The following is a 16,523-nucleotide window of genomic DNA, read 5'->3' on the forward strand; positions in this document are numbered from 1 at the left end:
ATTATGCATATATCATTAATATATTGACCCTAACTCTTGACTATATTTAATGCTTTTTCATATTCAATTTGTGGATAATATAGGCACCTCTCTTGAAGAATCTGCAAGTAATCGTTAAACTGAACCTGAATATACAGCCTCGGCTAATGTTGAAATGGGATGGTGAGGATATGTTTCCATTGGAAAGGCAGAACAAGATCTTAGAGCTGCTGACGATTAGGAAGGTCATGAAGATCGCCGAGCTGTCCGATGAGCTGAAGGTTTCGGTGGATACGTTGCGCCGGGACCTGAACACGCTAACCGAGCAAGGACGCATCGAGAAAATTTATGGCGGCGTGAAGCTTGCCGAGTCCCGGTTTGGTGAATCGTCCATGGATGAACGCATGGTGACCCAACTGGAGGAGAAGGCACAAATCGCCCGCAGATGCAGCGAGTTTATCGGGGATGGCGATTGCATTTACATCGACAGCGGCTCCACCGCTTATCAGATCGCCAAATATGTGAAGCATAAAAAGAAGCTGACGGTGATTACGAATTCGCTTCCGGTTGCCATTGAGCTGATGGATAGCGAGGCCGAGCTGATTATGATCGGCGGAAAAATACGTCGTGAGGAACAGTCGGTCGTAGCCTACGATTATATTTTTAATTTCCATGAACTGAACGTGCAGAAAGCCTTTATCTGCTGCAGTGGTATTACCGTCGAGCGGGGCATCTCCGATTACAACCTGGAGGAAGCCATTACCCGCAAAAAGATCATCGAGCTGTCCAAAGAGGTGTTCGTGGTGGCCGACAGCAGCAAATTCGGTAAGGATGTCACAATTGCCATCGCTCCGTTGGACAAAATTGATACGATCGTGACCGATTCGGGCCTCCACACAGGTTTCATTCCGGCCTTCAAAAAAGCGGGAGCCAAGCTTGTAATTACAGATTAAAAAATACAGGCCGTTTCCCAGATCGCAGCAACATCTGCGGGGGAAACGACCTTTTTGGACGGGGACGATGCAACGTTTTGCCGTGCCGCCGTTAAACATGCGGTTGCAATCTTTCTGACATCGTGTACAATCCGTTTAAACAATCAAATATTTTCGACGGAGTGAAGCCATGAATACACCGAACAGCAGGACCATACAGCTGCTTGAGCGATTACAGCCCTATTTCAACGGGATGGGCGATCCGGTCCGCCAGCAGATTATCGTTTTGCTGATCGACAAGAAGAGTACGTTAGGTCGCTGACAATGAAGCGTTTAGGCTCCGATTGCTCAAACTCCCGATCCAGGATATTCCCCGTTGTTACTTTGTTACATGCCGTTTTATGGGGGTTCCTTTATCTTATCTGCGTATTCTACTAGCCCTTATTTTTTCTGTCCAACTATATGTAGACGATCTATATCACCCTAACGCCCCTCTTGCAAAATAAGTTCTCTCATCCGATCAGTATGTTTGGCCGACACCACATAAATATCTTCTCCCCAATCTCTGAAACCGTAGCTGAGCACACTCTCTTGGCCCTCTTCCCCCAACCACAGCCTGATCGCGTGTATGGGGAATTGATTTGTGTAGATAACCTTTACGTCGTAATCCGGATCTGTTCTTTTCACATCATCTGGCTGCTTGCGAGCAGTAAGGATCGCTTTCTCAAATACGCTTACTTCCTTCTTATCCTTGAAGGACAACAGCGTGTCCGCATTCATCCCTTCCCATGTCTCGAATGCCGAAATACGAATTTCAGCGACCTGTGCATCAAGAAGCTGCATCGTCTCCCAACCTTCCTCCTTCTCGCAGCCTGTTAATAGAGCAGCCATACAAAACGTTATGATCGTTAAAAAATGCTTCATCAAACCGTCTCTCCCTACATTCAAAATAAAGTTAATGGATAACCCCTTGCAGCTTCAAGTTATTCTATGTCAGCTAGCTAATCTCCTCTTCGCAATACATATAGGCTGTAGACGCAATAACATCCACAGCCTAAGTGTCATTATTTTAAAGTTTCAACTCCATCATTCTGGAGCTCCAGCTCTCCATCTTTTCTCCATCTGATCAGTCATCAGCTTTTTAGATGCCCCAACGATTCCATGAGCGAGAAGTACAGTACCAAAAAAGACAGTACATAAGTTAAAATAGGGTGTTTCATAAAACGAGAACCACTCTCTGAAGAAGGTAGACTCCGCGATTCTTCCGAATAGTGTCCCGTCCATCTCTCTCAAATTTGGCATCCAGCCCGTTGATTCAAACATTATAAAAATAAACTGCAGCAACAAGAATGATCCAATAGACAGAACCCATGATCGTTTGAAAAAGAGACGTCGATTAACAGTCAAATGATCTTCCCCCAACCATATCGTAGTGATTGCTCCTGTATCCCCGATTTCGCAATTATTAAAACGCTTTTTTCCTATAAATATGAATCGACAACAGCCATGAACAAGCATATAGAATCATAATCGAAAATGTAACAATCAAATAAAACTGAACATTTTGTGTGACTAACATCGTTTGTACAAATTCTCTAATGATATCGTTCAAATTTTTAATAAACGTGTTAATCACCAGCATGTAAACCCCAAATAAAACCAATATGCCCGTCATCAAATACTTGCTTTTGAATTGATAGGAGAATGGCAGCAGCAATGAAGTAACACCCATAACTAGACCAACAATAAACAGTATGTCTCTCCAGGCTGTTAGCTCTCTATGAAAAAGAAAATTTCCGATAAAAATAGTAAAAACAATGATTAGCGTAAATAAAAGTGCGCCAATATATTTAGAACTTACGATTTCTTTTCGTGTATAGGGCAGCGAATTGAGCAAGGTGTTGATTGAAGACTTTTCATCATAGGAAAATAAACTCATGATGATCACTATGCTGAATAAAAAACCCGACCAAATATATGAAAAATCGAAATATAAGTACAAAAGTAAAGCTGGAATTAACATCATTGACGGTTTTTTCAATAGGATTAGATCCTTACGTATCAAATTATACACGCCACTCCGCCCCTTTTTTGGTATAGAACATAATATCTTCAAGCGTCGGCTTTTCCACTAAAGCCATGTCTCCAAAAATTGTTTTGATTCTCGTTTTATCAGATGTCAATGCTTCAAAACCAAGTTTAGATTTTCGAACGGCGATAAATTCCCGCTCCGTTTCTTGATCCAGTAAATCCAACCCGCCTTTAACAATGGCGTACTCTTCTTCAATTTGATAAGATTTCTTCGTAAAAATATGCTCACCTTTATGGATAAACGTAATGTAATCAGCGATACGATCTAAGTCTGTTGTAATATGAGTCGAAAAGAAAATCGTTTTCTCTTCATCCTCCATAATATGATGCAATACATCCAGCAACTCTCTGCGAAAAGTCGGGTCTAAGCCAGAGGTAGGCTCATCCATAATAATCAGCTCCGCGTGATGTGAAAGAGCTACGGCTAATGAAGCCTTAGTCATCATCCCTTTAGAAAAGGAGCTTATCTTTTGCTTTAGCGGAAGTTCAAATTTTTCAACATAATGTTTAAAAATACCTTCGTCCCAATTCGTATAAGCTGGTTTTATGATCTTTTTCATTTCTGCTAGTGTTAAATGTTCATAAAAAATATTTTCATCAAATACAAACCCTATGCGCTGCTTGATCTCCTTTTCATGTTCCGCATAATTTAACCCGAAGATCGAAATCGATCCGCGATCAGGCTGGAGCAAATTCATAATCAGTTTTATCGTAGTGGATTTTCCAGCCCCATTTCCGCCGATAAAGCCGGTTACGAATCCTTTTTTAACCGTCAATGAAAAGTCCTTGAGTTGAAATTGACCCAAAGATTTCTGAACATGATTGAACTCAATTATGTTTTCCACTATTCTTCCTCCCTATATAACACTGTAAGCAGCTCCTTCAAATCTATAAGCGTAATGCCAATTTCTTTACTGTTTTGGATGGCCATCGACAATTGCTCTTCAATAACTCTCATTTTTCTTTCTTTAATCATTTCATTATCCTGCTCCGATACAAAAGAGCCTTTCCCCACAACCGAATATATGAAGCCGTTCTTCTCAAGCTCTTCATAAGCACGCTTGGTGGTTATCACACTGATGTCCAAATCCTTCGCTAACTGACGCATAGAAGGCAGAGATTGCCCTGCTTTTAATTCATTGGTTAAAATATGTTTCTTGATTTGGGCATAAATTTGCTCATAGATCGGTTCCTTCGAATGATTCGAGATCATAATTTGCATGCAAAAAACCTCATTCACTAATAATGTATATATACTCCATATACAATATATACAAAATGGAATGATTATACAACATTTTTTATGTGATTTGGGATAACAAATCCGCCCGAGTAAATCATTGGCCATCGGAGTTATTCTATTTTGCGTTCATCATCAACAAAAATTTTGATACGTAATTTCCAAAATGAAGTAGGGACGAGGATCATTGAAGTAACGTTTATTGTGCATTCGAGGATGGAAAAGTGGTCGCGAAGGGACAAGTAAACATCGTTTGGAAGATGGAGACACCTCGCGAGGAAAAAGATTACCTGGATATCGAAGCTGAAATTTGGCCTGACACGCCATTAGGACTTAATAGATTATCTGAATACAAGAATAAAAAGCTGTGGACATCCATGGTATTACGTCAATCAGACGCTATTGTTGGCGGACTGAGTGGCCTGGCAAGAAGAGGACTATGGTGTCATAGAGGATGTTTTTGTCCGCGAACCATGGAGAAAGCGTGGTCTTGCCAAGTATTTGCTTACACAAGCTTTAAGGTATCTCAAAGAAAATCAGCTGCAACATGCTAGTCTCATGGTATTAACTACAAATAAATCCGCCCTGTCTCTATACGAATCGGTTGGATTCCATCCCGATAAAGAAGAGATCAGGTTCTATATAAAGCTGAACTAGACGATAAAAAAGAAAAAGAGGGGTACACCGCCCCTCTTTACTATTTCCACTAATACATTTGAAAATAAAATATGACGCAGAACCTCCTCCTATCTAAGCCAAAATAAGCCTTTGAAAACTTACAAACGTGTTTGTCAAGTTTAAAATTTTTATTTATGATCTAAAAGCCAATTCTCCGCTTTGGCATAATCCGAATAGGCTCTGAACATATTTCCTTTATTGCTCTCAGATAAAAATTCTTTGAATCTGCCTTTGACATTTTTACTATCCATTACAACCACAGCCTTGATGTTATATGTTGTAAACTTATGCAATATTGCTCCCGCTACTCCTGTGCTAAGCTTCATGAAATCTGCAGACAGTCTTTCACCTTGAATGAGCAAAAGATTCGTTCCATTTACAGCGCAAAGCGATATTAATTCTAAGCCATCTTGCTCTGTTTGTAGTGGCTTTCCTCCGGCCTCCAGCAAAATGTATTTTTGATTATTCTTTTCAATTACTTTATAAGTCATCTCATCCTCTTCTTTCGTGTTGGTCAACATAGATTGTACGTTTTCTTTCTTTTTTCCGTAGTCTGAATCATCGAACTGATGTAATGCTTGGCGAACTCGGTTTATCCACTCTAATTCATTTGTATATGAACTTAAAATATTCTCATATATTAAATTCCAGATCGCAGATTCCCGCGGAGTTCTGTTCGGCATAAAGGCTCCTTTTCGATTTCTTTCCTGCTCTGTAGCAACCAATTCCTTAATCGTTTGCTCATATCGAATTAAAAGCTCGTCTATTTCACGGTTGCTTAACTGATCTGTCCATGCAAGCTGTATTAGAAATGGTTTCTTAATTTCAGGTATTTCAGATTCAGACAGGGTCCATCTTTTTAATTCTTGTAGACCATCATTCGTTATTGTGTATATTTTTTTAGATGGCGAACTGTCTTGGTGGTAAATTTCGTTTGTAACAAGCCCCTCATTGTGTAATTCAAGTAATGCTTTATAAATCTGATTGTTATTACCAGACCAATACATAAAAGATGATGCTTGTATTATCTTTTTGAGGTCATAGCCAGTCATAGGCTTGTAGCTTAGCATTCCTAAGATTGCATGGTTAATAGACATACAACACACCCCCTTCATTAACATGTGTTAATGATAACATATGTTAATGGTAAATAAAAAGCATTTTTTTGACTTTAAACAAATTAGCCTTGAGCTGGTTATTCCTAATAGCCATAAATATGTTCTCGTCGAACGCAAAAAAATAAAGACCAGCAACAATCGCCAGCCTTTATTTTTCCATCCATGTTTGAAAATTATGAAGTAGCCATGTTCAAATATTTTTGTAGACCATCCTTTGCATATGGGTTAGTTGTCCATACACTTAAATTCCAAGTCATAAAACGTATGCCGAGGAATCGCGAGGCAATCACATACCATTTCTCAAATCGTTCAACGGGAGTTTCCACTCCAAGCGAAGCCATCACTTCACTTAAATCAAATCTTAATGGGATGTCTAAGAAAAATGACCCGTACCTCGCTTCCTCCCAATCAATGAAGAGAACATCATCATTATTGTGCACCAATACATTTGCGGGATTAAGGTCATTATGTATTAACGTGTGTGAACTTTCATCGTTCAATACCACTTCAATATCATCAGCTATCCTGTGGGAGACAGCTTCGACTTCAGGAATATATTTACCGAACGTCTCAATAAACTGTTCATTAGTTTTGGCTTTTTCCCATACAGGTTTCCACCGCTCGTTAATCATTTTTTCGATATGGTCACGATCAGCTAAAGGAAGCCACGACAAATCCTCTCTTAACCCGTGATTCGTTTTATGAATATAAGCCAAGGCACGTACTTCCTTTTTTTGAAGCATCTCAAGCTCAAGGTTTTGATAATTGGTCTTATAATCCACATCCTGAATACATATAAGGGCTCGATCTTTTGAGTCGATGTCATGCGTTCTAGTAAAAGGTACTTTAGCTGACTGCAAAAATAACCTATGGAGTATTCGACGTTCCGTTTTATTCGCCATCTTCGTGATCAATGAAACATATTCTTGTGTGCCTTGGTCATCAATAAGAACTTTATGTCGAGACAAGTTGACAGCTTGATATCCCATATTTAGCGGAGTGCTTTCTATTTCAAGTACAATTGCCGTTTCAGAAATGAATTGCTTCGTTGCTTCCTGTATCAATTCTAAAATTTCGTTAGTTTCGAGTGTCATATCAGCCCTCCAAATATATAAATTAGACTGTCAGGTTTGTGATAAAGAAGAGCAGCCATGATTTCTATAGTTCATATTCAGATACCAAAACAAGACTCGATCGATTTTTTCATATGATTAACAAGTGCTGTCACCTCGGAGTCCAGTCCTTCCCAGTTATCTACAACCTCTCCTCGATAGGCTTTTCTGGCTAAGTCGAGTAAAGTCGCATGCTCTTGAGGCAACCGAGGGATGGCCCATTCTGCAGCCACATCTTTTGGCGATATTTCACCAATAGCCGCTGTTAACCACATTCTGGCTAAAGTTAAAATGACGTTGCGTTCATCACCTTTGATTCCCTCAATCAATCCTGGTAAAGACTCCTTAATCGCTCGTCGAATGTCTGCCATCGGCCGTTTTCAAGTAGATCTGAAGCATCTGGCCCAAAAAGAGAAACGCTATTCTTTCTTACCTGTGCTAAAATAATAGCCAAATCAGGATCATAAGTAGGTTCTTGGATCTGTCCTTTCTCAAACTCATCCCTGAGCCACTCACCATAGATCAATTCATTCTTAGGTGGATATCGCCAAGGTACAACATCTTCATGGTTTATAACCGTGACTTCCAGTGGACGCACAGAATTTGCATTTCCTATCTTGCCAGATATAAGCATGAGTCTATCTGTTAGTTTTCTTCGAGTTTCTTCAGATAAACTATGATTCACGACCACTAGGACATCCACATCACTATTAATATACAAACCACCAATGACTGCAGAACCAAATAGATATACTCCGACTACCGTACTGCCAAGCAATTCATTAATTATTTTTAATGCTTGAATCGCTTCCTTCGGTATTTTTTCATTATTCCAATCACTGATCAACTGCAAACTCCTCTCATCTGTTTTAATTCTGTCTATTTCCTTTTTTGCCTGCCGATACAATCAGCATCATGGGACGACGCATTTCATCCTTCATTCCTGGTATATCCATCATATTTGTTTTCTTTCATAATATAATTTCCTCTCGTATCAACTGTATAAAAAAATAAGGGTTCCTAACATTGGTACCGCCGGCCCATAGCAGAAAAAACTCAATGTCCGGAAACCCTGTTTTACAGGTATTTTGATCGTATTTCGTCCTTTTATTTAGACCCTTAGGGAGCCGCGAAACCCTCTTGCACCATAATACGAATCCGCACCATTGTGGTACACAAAGACAGTGTTATAGCGACGATCGCAAAAGATAGCCCCGCCAAGCTTTCTAATATTAGCAGGTGTCTTCACCCAGCTCGACGTTTTCAAATCAAAGTTTCCAAGCTTCTGCAGCTCCCGGTACTCATCTTCTGTTAAAAGCTCAATGCCCATAGCAGCCGCCATATCAAGCGCACTATTTTCTGGTTTATGTTTCTTCCTAGATTCCAGCGCTTCACGATCATAACAAACACTTCTGCGACCTTTAGGACTTTCCGCTGAACAATCGTAAAAAATGTATTCGCCCGTCTCATGGTCATGATCAACAACATCCGGTTCGCCGCCAGTTCTCTCCATTTCATGGAGCGACCACAGTTTTTCGGTATGAGCTTCGAGCTTTGCTTGTACGTTAGCCCATTCAAGACCTTGATGGCGGTTCATGTTGTTGTCGAAACGGGCTTTCAATGTTTGGAGTAGTTCCGCACGTTGTTCCGGCGATAACTCCCTTTTATCGTTGCTTTTACTCTCTACCATGTTAACTTCTCCCTTCAAATAACCCTGACCTCTACACTGTAAAATGTAACACGCTACCGCCGTTACCTGTTTTGCTACTCTATTTCAGGTTTTTATGGATTTAGAGTATTCTGAATAATTATATTACCAAAATACTTGTATTAAATAAGCAGGCACGCTTACTTTTTGCAGAAAATACGGATTTAATCCATGAGTTATGCTCGAATCCAAACAAATAATGTACAAGTGGGATGCTGAAAAGAGATATTGTATTCGATACTATATGCCTTAAAAAAGAACGGAGCCTTCAAAAATCGAAGGCTCCGTTTCCATCTAGATTGCTCTAGCTAAAATTATAAATCGATGTTGTTTCACGTCAACAGTAATAAACGAGAAATCCCATCCAGAAAAAGGTTCATCCACCTGCTTTAATAATGATAAAAACGCTTTGTCATTCATAACAATCCCTCCGTTAAAATTTTTCAGTTATAACGTTTGAAATTCTTGGAGGGCCTCTTGCATACGTAGAAAGTTGTTATATTTCATGTTCTTCCAGTCTCATAGTTAATAACTCCCTGTAAATAATTTCCCTTAAATATTCTAAAAACTTTATATTTCTTCGTTGGCTTTATCGGATTGCAGGAATTGGAAAGTTACCCCAAAAATAAAAGGACTTCGATTTTTTTTGAAACCTCTGCCTTTTAAATAATCTTGTTACTCAATAACATAATATATCAATCCCAAATTTATTTAATAGTTATCGTGTCAACAAACAGGGTTTTCTCCCTTACCTTTTAGTTGCCCATAATTATCATTCAAATATTTCTTGAATTGCCCTCTAAACTTTTTTATGAAAAAATTGCTAATTTTATTGGTCAATTCGTATCACCTTTAGCAATACACAACAAATAACCACTTCCTTTCTTTTCCTTTTTAACCTTTCCGATTTTTACAAGCTCATCTACAACTTTTCGTATACTAGCTTGAGGCACCTCTGGAATTAGTTTATAAAGTTTACGCTGTAAAATACCATTTTCATTATTGATGATGTCTAAAAGCATCATATCGAGCTGACTCTCTTTTTCAAACCTGACTTTATAGGCGTCATAGTTTTCTTTTAGTTCCTTAAGATAATCCTTTGTACTTTGGATATAGCTAAAGCAAGGGTTTTTGGAATTGTGACAGTGCTCCCACATATCATCAAAGTAGATCTGTCCACCTCTGCTCTTTCTATAGCAATAGTTCTTAAATGCTTCATAAGCAGCAATCGCCTCGTAACATTGCTCAATATTTTCATCAATACTATTCATCGTCCCGACTTTTTCTGTTTCTTTATATATGGCATCTTCATACTTTTGGATGATAGAGACCCACTTTTGAGAAAAATTAAAAGACAATTCTTCTTCTCTTTCCGTTCTATGAAACTTTGGATTTGTTGTATGTTTTTCACTCTCAATAGTTTTTTGAAGATCATGCTTTATCTGCTCTTCCAATTTCTTTCTGGTCGGTAAAATCTCGTTTATACCTTTTGCATTGTGAATATCTTCATCGTGCCCAGCCTGTTTTTTATTACAACGAACACAAATACCATTCTTCAACTTATGGCCAAACAAACTGCACATTAATGACAAGACGCTCCCTCCTAACTGTGAACGAAGTTATCTACAAATTTATACTTTTGCTGATTTTATGAAGTCTATCAATAGCCTTCAGATTGCTATTCGTTATTTCTAGCTCAACTTAAGAAATAATATCCCAAAAATAAGTCGAAATTTCTTAGGAATCCTATTCCATACATATTTTTGTTGTAACACATAGAGCTATTTAAATCATTGAAAAATTAAAAGCAGAAGGTTCATTTTTGTTTTTCCTGTAGTTTTAAATGTAATATTGGAGTATGGGCGATCAGAATTGTCTGTTGGTGTCGTTGACAATAGAAAAGCCATTTTTCAGGTAGAACATTTTTGCATTCTCATTGTCTTTATTGACATGAACAGTATTTACCCCAAAATTATTTATTAATAATTGAATGATTTGTTTTCCATATCCTTTGCCAATTTCATTAGGATGTAAAAAAACATTTCTAAGTGATTTTGATGAATGGCTGAAAATCCAATTAATGAGCTCTCAACATACCAAAGTCGAACATCAAGCTGTGATAAATATGAGGGAATTTCATTTTGAATTTCTTGCTTATCATCGAAATTTAAAAAATCGTGAGTAGCTGTTACGGATTTGTTGCTTTTCTGATGAATCATTCTCCTATTCTGTTTTATCACGCTCCTCCTATTTTATAATTGAAGATTTTTTATTGAGTAGCGCCAACCCATGTATGATTTCATATAATCACACTTTCAATTTTAATTAGTATTTGATTTTAATATTCTCCACAAAAAAACCTTTTTTATCAAAGCAACAACAGAATTGGAATTAATTTGTTGTCGCAACCTCTGAAGTTAACTCTAATATCAAAGAAGGAGCCATCTATAAAGAAGTGGCTCCATTACTTTAGCTTGAAGTCTATCGTATTTTATTGGCTTCAGTTAGCACAATCTTATTCAAAACTGTCACTTGCGAAGGACAACTCTCCTGCCCCCAATATCAGAGCAGACCTTCGATATGTCCCGCCTCATCCAGCCTTATGCGCCACGCCGCCGGTTCCGCAGGCAGACCTGGCATCGTGACCACCTGCCCCGTCAGCACAACGACAAATCCTGCGCCGGCCGACCAGCGGACATCCTGCACCTCAATCGTAAACTGCTCCGGCGCCCCGAGCACGGCAGGACGGTCGGTGAACGAATATGGCGTCTTCGCCATGCAGACGGGAAGATCACGCACGCCAAGCCGCTCCAATTCCTGCAATGTCCGCTTCGCAGCCGGGCGGTATTTGACCCCGGCTCCGCGATAGATGCGCGTAACGACCGTCTCAATCTTCTCCTCAAGCGGCATCTCATCAGGATAGAGCAGTTGGAACGTATCCTCCGCCATTCCGTCGGCCAACCCAACCACTTCCTGCGCCAACTCACGACAGCCTTCACCGCCACGCTCCCAAGCGTCCGAAACGATCGCCTTCACGCCAAGCTCTGCGCAGAGATCAGCAACTTGCGCCAGCTCTGCCTCCGTATCCGACGCAAAGCGGTTAATAGCGACGATGACCGGCACGCCAAAGCCACGCATGTTCTCGACATGGCGCCGCAAGTTGCCGAATCCAGACCGGATCGCCTCGACATTCTCCGTTAAGAGTTCCTGTTTCGGTACGCCGCCGTTGTATTTGAGCGCACGCACGGTCGCAACGATGACCGCAGCTGACGGATGCAGGCCTCCCAGGCGGCACTTGATGTTTATGAATTTTTCCGCGCCCAGGTCGGCGCCGAATCCCGCTTCCGTCACGACGTAATCAGCCAGCTTGAGAGCATGACGGGTCGCACGTATGCTGCTGCACCCGTGGGCGATGTTGGCGAACGGCCCGCCGTGAACGAACACCGGATCGCCTTCGAGCGTCTGCACCAGATTCGGATGGATCGCATCCTTCAGCAGGGCACACATCGCGTCCACCGCCTGGAGCTCACCTGCCGTCACCGGCCGCCCGTCCATATCATACGCCACGACGATCCGGCTCAATCTTACCCGTAAATCGGCCATATCTTCCGCTAAACACAACACAGCCATCACTTCCGAAGCGGTCGAAATAAGGAAGCCGTCTTCGCGCACGGTACCATTGTTGTCACCGATGCCAATAACGATCTGGCGCAGCGGCCGATCATTCATATCGAGCGCTCGTTTCCATACAATGCGCGCCGGGTTAAGACGCAAAACGTTGCCTTGGTGAATATGGTTGTCGATGAGTGCCGCAAGCAGATTATGCGCCGATGTAATCGCATGGATATCGCCCGTAAAGTGTAGATTAATATCCTCGGCTGGCACAATTTGAGCTTTGCCACTGCCTGTAGCGCCGCCCTTCATGCCCATGCACGGTCCGAGCGATGGCTCGCGCAGTGCGGCGGCCGCCTTCCGTCCAATCCGATTCAATCCTTGGGTGAGCCCGATCGTTGTCAACGTCTTGCCTTCTCCTGCCGGCGTCGGATTCATGGCGGTAACAAGGATCAGCTTTCCGTCCTGCCGCTCCGAGATGGATGCCCATACATCCTCCGTTAACTTCGCTTTCCATTTTCCGTATAGCTCAAGCTGATCCGGCTCCAGGCCCAATTTTGCTGCAACTTCTGTAATTGGTTTCATATAAGCCTCCATGTCTATTTTCGCTTAATAGCCTTTATAAAAAAATAGTTATAAAAGATGGCATATTTCATCAATAAATCTAAATCTGGGTGTAGCCTCCCTAAATAATATTATAAGAAATTTCACCCCAAAAAGTTAACGATCTTGAGGCGATTTTAGTACAGGGTCATTTTGCAAACTAAATCTTAATTGGTATTTGTTTTGACAAGTGTTTCTACAAATATTCGTAATGGTCACATTGGTTGCCGGGCTCCTCTTCGTTTTTCTGCGCTGCTTCCTAAACCCTTTCCCCACAAACGCAAAAAATAGAGCGTCAACGATTGATTGCCAACACTACACTCTATTCTTTTCTTTTAGTCTATCATCATACATGAATTGAAATTGGATGCCGAACGGGTCTTCAATAATGCTGTATGCTTTGCTAAACACGTTGCTGGATAAAGGAACCATGATTCGCACCCGATCAACACGTTTTCGGCAGGCTTGTTTCTCTTTTTCGTGTTATATTTGACTTATTCAGAAAATATTCAGTTAAGTTTGATATTATATTTGAATATTCAACATAAAACGTTATTTTCTGTCTTTTTAGAATAGTGGGGGATGTCTGAATGAATGAAGTATTTAGACAAGAAAAGAAATACCTGATATCTATTGATGATTATGTGAAGCATAGTCACTATTTAAGTCAGTTGTTGCAGCAGGATCCTCATAATGGAGCAGACGGGTACACGATCAGATCACTTTATTTTGATACGCTGGACGATCGTGATTATTTTGAGAAACTAAATGGTGTATACATCAGGAGGAAAATACGGCTTCGAATTTATGACCCAGCAAGTGAATATGCGCATCTTGAAATGAAACAGAAACAAGGTCCCTACCAAAAGAAACGTTCCTTGCGGATCGAAAGAGCAGACGCTATTCAATTATGCAAAGGCAACTATTCGTCTCTGCTGAAATATCCTGAACCGTTCGCAGCGGAGTGTTATGGATATATGAATATGTATTGTTATCGACCGACCGCAGTTATTCAGTACAATCGCAAAGCATTCATTGCAAAGGAGAATAAGATCAGAATCACCTTTGACAATCACATTGAAGCAACAGAAAGTTGTTTTGACATATTCTCTAACCATCTGAACATGCACCCGGTACTCGATCGCTTCAACGTTGTCCTCGAGGTTAAATACAATCATTTCTTACTCAGTTATATCCGAAACATGATTAACCAGTGCAGTAAAAGTGAATTAGCAGTCTGCAAATATGTTCTGGGAAGAAGAAATTTATTAAACCATTTATCGTAAAGGCGGTTAAGGTGTAACATGAGAGAATTTCTATCGAAAATGCTAGAACAAAGTCAAACATTGAATTTAGAAGGAATATTAACAAATTTAGGAGTCTCCATTGTCATTGGACTCGTTATATTCTTGTCTTACTGGATTACTCATTCCGGTACGATTTATAGTAAAAAATTTAATGTTTCTTTAGTGATGCTCACTATTTTAACGACAAGTGTTATGGCGGTCATTGGAAATAACGTTGCTCTATCCTTAGGTATGGTCGGTGCTTTGTCTATTGTTCGTTTTCGAACAGCGATTAAGGATTCCAGAGATACCGTGTATATTTTCTGGGCGATTGTGGCAGGCATCAGCTGCGGTGCCGGTGAGTTTATGATTGCTTCACTGAGTACGGTTGCTCTGTTTATCATGCTGCTCTTCTTAGGAAGAATCAAAAATGACAACAGAAGGCTTCTTATCATCCGCGGAGCCAAAAATCAGGAAAGAAACATCGAATCCGTTGTGTTCTCCTATTTCAAATCAAAAGCGAATCTAAGAGTATTAAATTCGACAAGGGATTCCGTAGAGCTAATCTATGAATTATCCGGTAAAACACTGGCCGATGCGGCAAAGGGAAATAAAAGCATTACTGAGGCACTCTATGAAATAGATGATGTTGAATATGTCAATGTGGTCACTCAAAACGATGAAATTGATGGTTAACGGTGAAAGTTATGAATAAAAAATTGATTTATTTTGCCGTAATATGCCTAACCCTTTTATTTACTTTCTTTAGTTCGGTTGCCCTGTCAGACACCAATACGTGGGAACATCAACACTTGACAGCTGCTCCGTCACAACCCTGCGTCCAGAAAGATCAGGCTTTCTGCACCCATCTGCCGATTGTTTCTATTAATACCAATGGAGCAAGCATACCTGGTATGAGAGGTCAAAAGGAGATGGTGAGAACCGATTTAAACATATATGATGCGCAAGGAAAGAATAACCATCTTACGGATGAACCTGCACTTACTACCTTAGCAGATATTCGATATCGAGGAAATTCATCACTCCATTTTGATAAGAAATCGTACTTGGTAAAACTGGTAAATGCGGATGGAACCGAAAATAATAAAAAGGTATTAGGCATGCCTTCCCATAACAACTGGGTAATGAATGGTCCGTTTCTAGACAAAACCTTAATGCGCAATTATTTGGGCATGAATATTTCGGCTGAGATTATGGGTTACGCCCCCAGAGTTCGTTTTGTTGAGCTATTTGTTAATGAACAATACCAGGGTGTTTACGTCATGATGGAGACGATTTCTCAAGGGAATGAGAGAGTGAATATAGCCAATTACAAAGATGGAGATCCATTCACCAGTTATATCCTAAGAGTAGATCGAGGCGACACTCCCGAGAATGAATTAAACAACTTTACTAAATATGCCAAGCGAATGCCTCCAAATACAGAAACTCATCGATTTATGATTAATGTGGAGTACCCTCCAACACGAAAGCTTACGCCAGAACTAAAAGATTATATTGAACATGACTTTAGCAAGTTCGAAAAAGCACTTTTTTCCTACGACTATGATGATGATGATTATGGCTATGAGAGTTTAATCGATACCCAGTCCTTTGTAGATTATTTCATTATTAATGAGTTCTTTCAAAACTATGATGCCATTGTGTACTCTACTTATTTCTACAAAGATATCCGTGGAAAAATTCATATTGGACCTGTCTGGGACTTTAACAATGCATTTGGAAATTATATGGAAGTAGCCCATGATGGTACTGGGTTTGAGCTTCATGAACGAACCTGGTATTTCATGCTTACCAAGGAAGAAGCCTTTATTGACGCCATCATTAATCGATATCGATCTCTTAGAGAAACGACATTAAGCGAAGAGTATTTTATGAACTACATTGATGAAACGGTCGCTTATTTGGGAGATGCACGTGATCGCAACTTTGAAGTGTGGGGCTATAGCTTTGATCCATCAAAGCTCACCCATTGGAGTTTACTTGAGCCCTACGAGCGGAATATTACCAGTTATGATGAAGCTATAGCACAATTGAAGGACTTTATTCAGAAGAGAGGCAACTGGATGGACGAGAATATCGAAACCCTGTACCAGTACAGCCATGAATCTAAAAACAAAAAGTTTAATCATTAGAAGCTTAC

At 40.3% G+C, this 16,523-nt stretch carries 19 protein-coding genes and 1 pseudogene; 6 read left to right on the forward strand and 14 right to left on the reverse strand.

Annotation, left to right across the window (positions count from 1 at the left end):
- Positions 1–170: 170 nt before the first annotated feature.
- Positions 171–932, forward strand: a complete 762-nt coding sequence (locus C8268_RS17250) for a DeoR/GlpR family DNA-binding transcription regulator (RefSeq protein WP_106768813.1) — start codon at positions 171–173, stop codon at positions 930–932.
- Between the two features lie 169 nt (positions 933–1,101).
- The gene (locus C8268_RS23355) at positions 1,102–1,233 is read left to right on the forward strand and encodes a hypothetical protein (RefSeq protein WP_272939337.1); all 132 of its coding nucleotides are present in this window, start codon (positions 1,102–1,104) and stop codon (positions 1,231–1,233) included.
- A gap of 161 nt (positions 1,234–1,394) precedes the next feature.
- Here the strand turns inward: C8268_RS23355 and C8268_RS17255 are convergent, their stop codons facing one another.
- The 5 genes from C8268_RS17255 to C8268_RS17275 form a co-directional block, all read right to left on the reverse strand.
- Entirely contained in the window at positions 1,395–1,835 is a 441-nt protein-coding gene (locus C8268_RS17255; RefSeq protein WP_106768814.1) for a YhfM domain-containing protein, read from the reverse strand.
- 162 nt (positions 1,836–1,997) lie between these two features.
- Positions 1,998–2,318: a YfzA family protein gene (locus C8268_RS17260; RefSeq protein ID WP_234032868.1), complete on the reverse strand. Its 321-nt coding sequence runs from the start codon at positions 2,316–2,318 to the stop codon at positions 1,998–2,000.
- Between the two features lie 58 nt (positions 2,319–2,376).
- The gene (locus C8268_RS17265; protein ID WP_106768816.1) at positions 2,377–2,985 is read right to left on the reverse strand and encodes an ABC-2 transporter permease; all 609 of its coding nucleotides are present in this window, start codon (positions 2,983–2,985) and stop codon (positions 2,377–2,379) included.
- On the reverse strand, positions 2,978–3,847 hold the full coding sequence (locus C8268_RS17270; RefSeq protein WP_158702761.1) for an ABC transporter ATP-binding protein: 870 nt from the start codon (positions 3,845–3,847) through the stop codon (positions 2,978–2,980). Before C8268_RS17270 ends, C8268_RS17265 begins: the two co-directional genes overlap by 8 nt.
- On the reverse strand, positions 3,847–4,224 hold the full coding sequence (locus tag C8268_RS17275) for a GntR family transcriptional regulator (protein WP_106768818.1): 378 nt from the start codon (positions 4,222–4,224) through the stop codon (positions 3,847–3,849). The genes C8268_RS17270 and C8268_RS17275 overlap by 1 nt, the downstream gene beginning before the upstream one ends.
- A 435-nt stretch (positions 4,225–4,659) precedes the next feature.
- Between C8268_RS17275 and C8268_RS23205 the strand changes: the two genes are divergently transcribed.
- Entirely contained in the window at positions 4,660–4,899 is a 240-nt protein-coding gene (locus C8268_RS23205) for a GNAT family N-acetyltransferase (protein WP_234032869.1), read from the forward strand.
- 149 nt (positions 4,900–5,048) lie between these two features.
- Here the strand turns inward: C8268_RS23205 and C8268_RS17285 are convergent, their stop codons facing one another.
- The 9 genes and pseudogenes from C8268_RS17285 to C8268_RS17320 all read right to left on the reverse strand — a co-directional run bounded on the left by C8268_RS17285 (position 5,049) and on the right by C8268_RS17320 (position 13,067).
- The gene (locus C8268_RS17285) at positions 5,049–6,017 is read right to left on the reverse strand and encodes a DUF4180 domain-containing protein (RefSeq protein WP_106768819.1); all 969 of its coding nucleotides are present in this window, start codon (positions 6,015–6,017) and stop codon (positions 5,049–5,051) included.
- 194 nt (positions 6,018–6,211) lie between these two features.
- Positions 6,212–7,132, reverse strand: a complete 921-nt coding sequence (locus C8268_RS17290; protein ID WP_106768820.1) for a phosphotransferase family protein — start codon at positions 7,130–7,132, stop codon at positions 6,212–6,214.
- Positions 7,133–7,209: 77 nt separating this feature from the next.
- A pseudogene (ant(9), locus tag C8268_RS17295) lies at positions 7,210–7,994 on the reverse strand (aminoglycoside nucleotidyltransferase ANT(9)).
- 267 nt (positions 7,995–8,261) lie between these two features.
- Positions 8,262–8,840 (reverse strand): DUF4256 domain-containing protein, encoded by a 579-nt coding sequence (locus C8268_RS17305; RefSeq protein ID WP_106768821.1) that lies wholly within the window; start codon positions 8,838–8,840, stop codon positions 8,262–8,264.
- Positions 8,841–9,152: 312 nt separating this feature from the next.
- Positions 9,153–9,278, reverse strand: coding sequence for a hypothetical protein (locus C8268_RS23360; RefSeq protein ID WP_272939338.1), 126 nt, complete (start codon positions 9,276–9,278; stop codon positions 9,153–9,155).
- A gap of 416 nt (positions 9,279–9,694) precedes the next feature.
- Positions 9,695–10,450: a hypothetical protein gene (locus C8268_RS17310; RefSeq protein ID WP_106768822.1), complete on the reverse strand. Its 756-nt coding sequence runs from the start codon at positions 10,448–10,450 to the stop codon at positions 9,695–9,697.
- A gap of 274 nt (positions 10,451–10,724) precedes the next feature.
- Positions 10,725–10,940 (reverse strand): GNAT family N-acetyltransferase, encoded by a 216-nt coding sequence (locus C8268_RS23210; protein WP_337441815.1) that lies wholly within the window; start codon positions 10,938–10,940, stop codon positions 10,725–10,727.
- A complete protein-coding gene (locus tag C8268_RS23215; RefSeq protein ID WP_234032870.1) occupies positions 10,838–11,077 on the reverse strand; it encodes a GNAT family protein in 240 nt (79 codons plus the stop codon). Before C8268_RS23215 ends, C8268_RS23210 begins: the two co-directional genes overlap by 103 nt.
- 343 nt (positions 11,078–11,420) lie before the next feature.
- The gene (locus tag C8268_RS17320; RefSeq protein ID WP_106768823.1) at positions 11,421–13,067 is read right to left on the reverse strand and encodes a formate--tetrahydrofolate ligase; all 1,647 of its coding nucleotides are present in this window, start codon (positions 13,065–13,067) and stop codon (positions 11,421–11,423) included.
- A gap of 596 nt (positions 13,068–13,663) precedes the next feature.
- Between C8268_RS17320 and C8268_RS17325 the strand changes: the two genes are divergently transcribed.
- From C8268_RS17325 to C8268_RS17335, 3 genes are read left to right on the forward strand one after another with little or no spacing between them, the layout of a single operon-like run.
- Entirely contained in the window at positions 13,664–14,359 is a 696-nt protein-coding gene (locus C8268_RS17325) for a polyphosphate polymerase domain-containing protein (RefSeq protein WP_106768824.1), read from the forward strand.
- A gap of 18 nt (positions 14,360–14,377) precedes the next feature.
- The gene (locus tag C8268_RS17330; protein ID WP_106768825.1) at positions 14,378–15,055 is read left to right on the forward strand and encodes a DUF4956 domain-containing protein; all 678 of its coding nucleotides are present in this window, start codon (positions 14,378–14,380) and stop codon (positions 15,053–15,055) included.
- A gap of 11 nt (positions 15,056–15,066) precedes the next feature.
- Positions 15,067–16,515, forward strand: a complete 1,449-nt coding sequence (locus C8268_RS17335; RefSeq protein WP_158702762.1) for a CotH kinase family protein — start codon at positions 15,067–15,069, stop codon at positions 16,513–16,515.
- Positions 16,516–16,523 lie beyond the last annotated feature (8 nt).

Source organism: Paenibacillus faecalis (assembly GCF_900289175.1).
GTDB lineage: Bacteria > Bacillota > Bacilli > Paenibacillales > Paenibacillaceae > Paenibacillus_AQ > Paenibacillus_AQ faecalis.

Coding starts and splice junctions, on each gene's coding strand:
- C8268_RS17250 (WP_106768813.1), top strand. CDS start 171: ATGTTTCCATTGGAAAGGCAGAACAAGATCTTAGAGCTGCTGACGATT.
- C8268_RS23355 (WP_272939337.1), top strand. CDS start 1,102: ATGAATACACCGAACAGCAGGACCATACAGCTGCTTGAGCGATTACAG.
- C8268_RS17255 (WP_106768814.1), bottom strand. CDS start 1,835: ATGAAGCATTTTTTAACGATCATAACGTTTTGTATGGCTGCTCTATTA.
- C8268_RS17275 (WP_106768818.1), bottom strand. CDS start 4,224: ATGCAAATTATGATCTCGAATCATTCGAAGGAACCGATCTATGAGCAA.
- C8268_RS17285 (WP_106768819.1), bottom strand. CDS start 6,017: ATGTCTATTAACCATGCAATCTTAGGAATGCTAAGCTACAAGCCTATG.
- C8268_RS17290 (WP_106768820.1), bottom strand. CDS start 7,132: ATGACACTCGAAACTAACGAAATTTTAGAATTGATACAGGAAGCAACG.
- C8268_RS17305 (WP_106768821.1), bottom strand. CDS start 8,840: ATGGTAGAGAGTAAAAGCAACGATAAAAGGGAGTTATCGCCGGAACAA.
- C8268_RS23360 (WP_272939338.1), bottom strand. CDS start 9,278: ATGAATGACAAAGCGTTTTTATCATTATTAAAGCAGGTGGATGAACCT.
- C8268_RS23215 (WP_234032870.1), bottom strand. CDS start 11,077: ATGATTCATCAGAAAAGCAACAAATCCGTAACAGCTACTCACGATTTT.
- C8268_RS17320 (WP_106768823.1), bottom strand. CDS start 13,067: ATGGAGGCTTATATGAAACCAATTACAGAAGTTGCAGCAAAATTGGGC.
- C8268_RS17325 (WP_106768824.1), top strand. CDS start 13,664: ATGAATGAAGTATTTAGACAAGAAAAGAAATACCTGATATCTATTGAT.
- C8268_RS17330 (WP_106768825.1), top strand. CDS start 14,378: ATGAGAGAATTTCTATCGAAAATGCTAGAACAAAGTCAAACATTGAAT.
- C8268_RS17335 (WP_158702762.1), top strand. CDS start 15,067: ATGAATAAAAAATTGATTTATTTTGCCGTAATATGCCTAACCCTTTTA.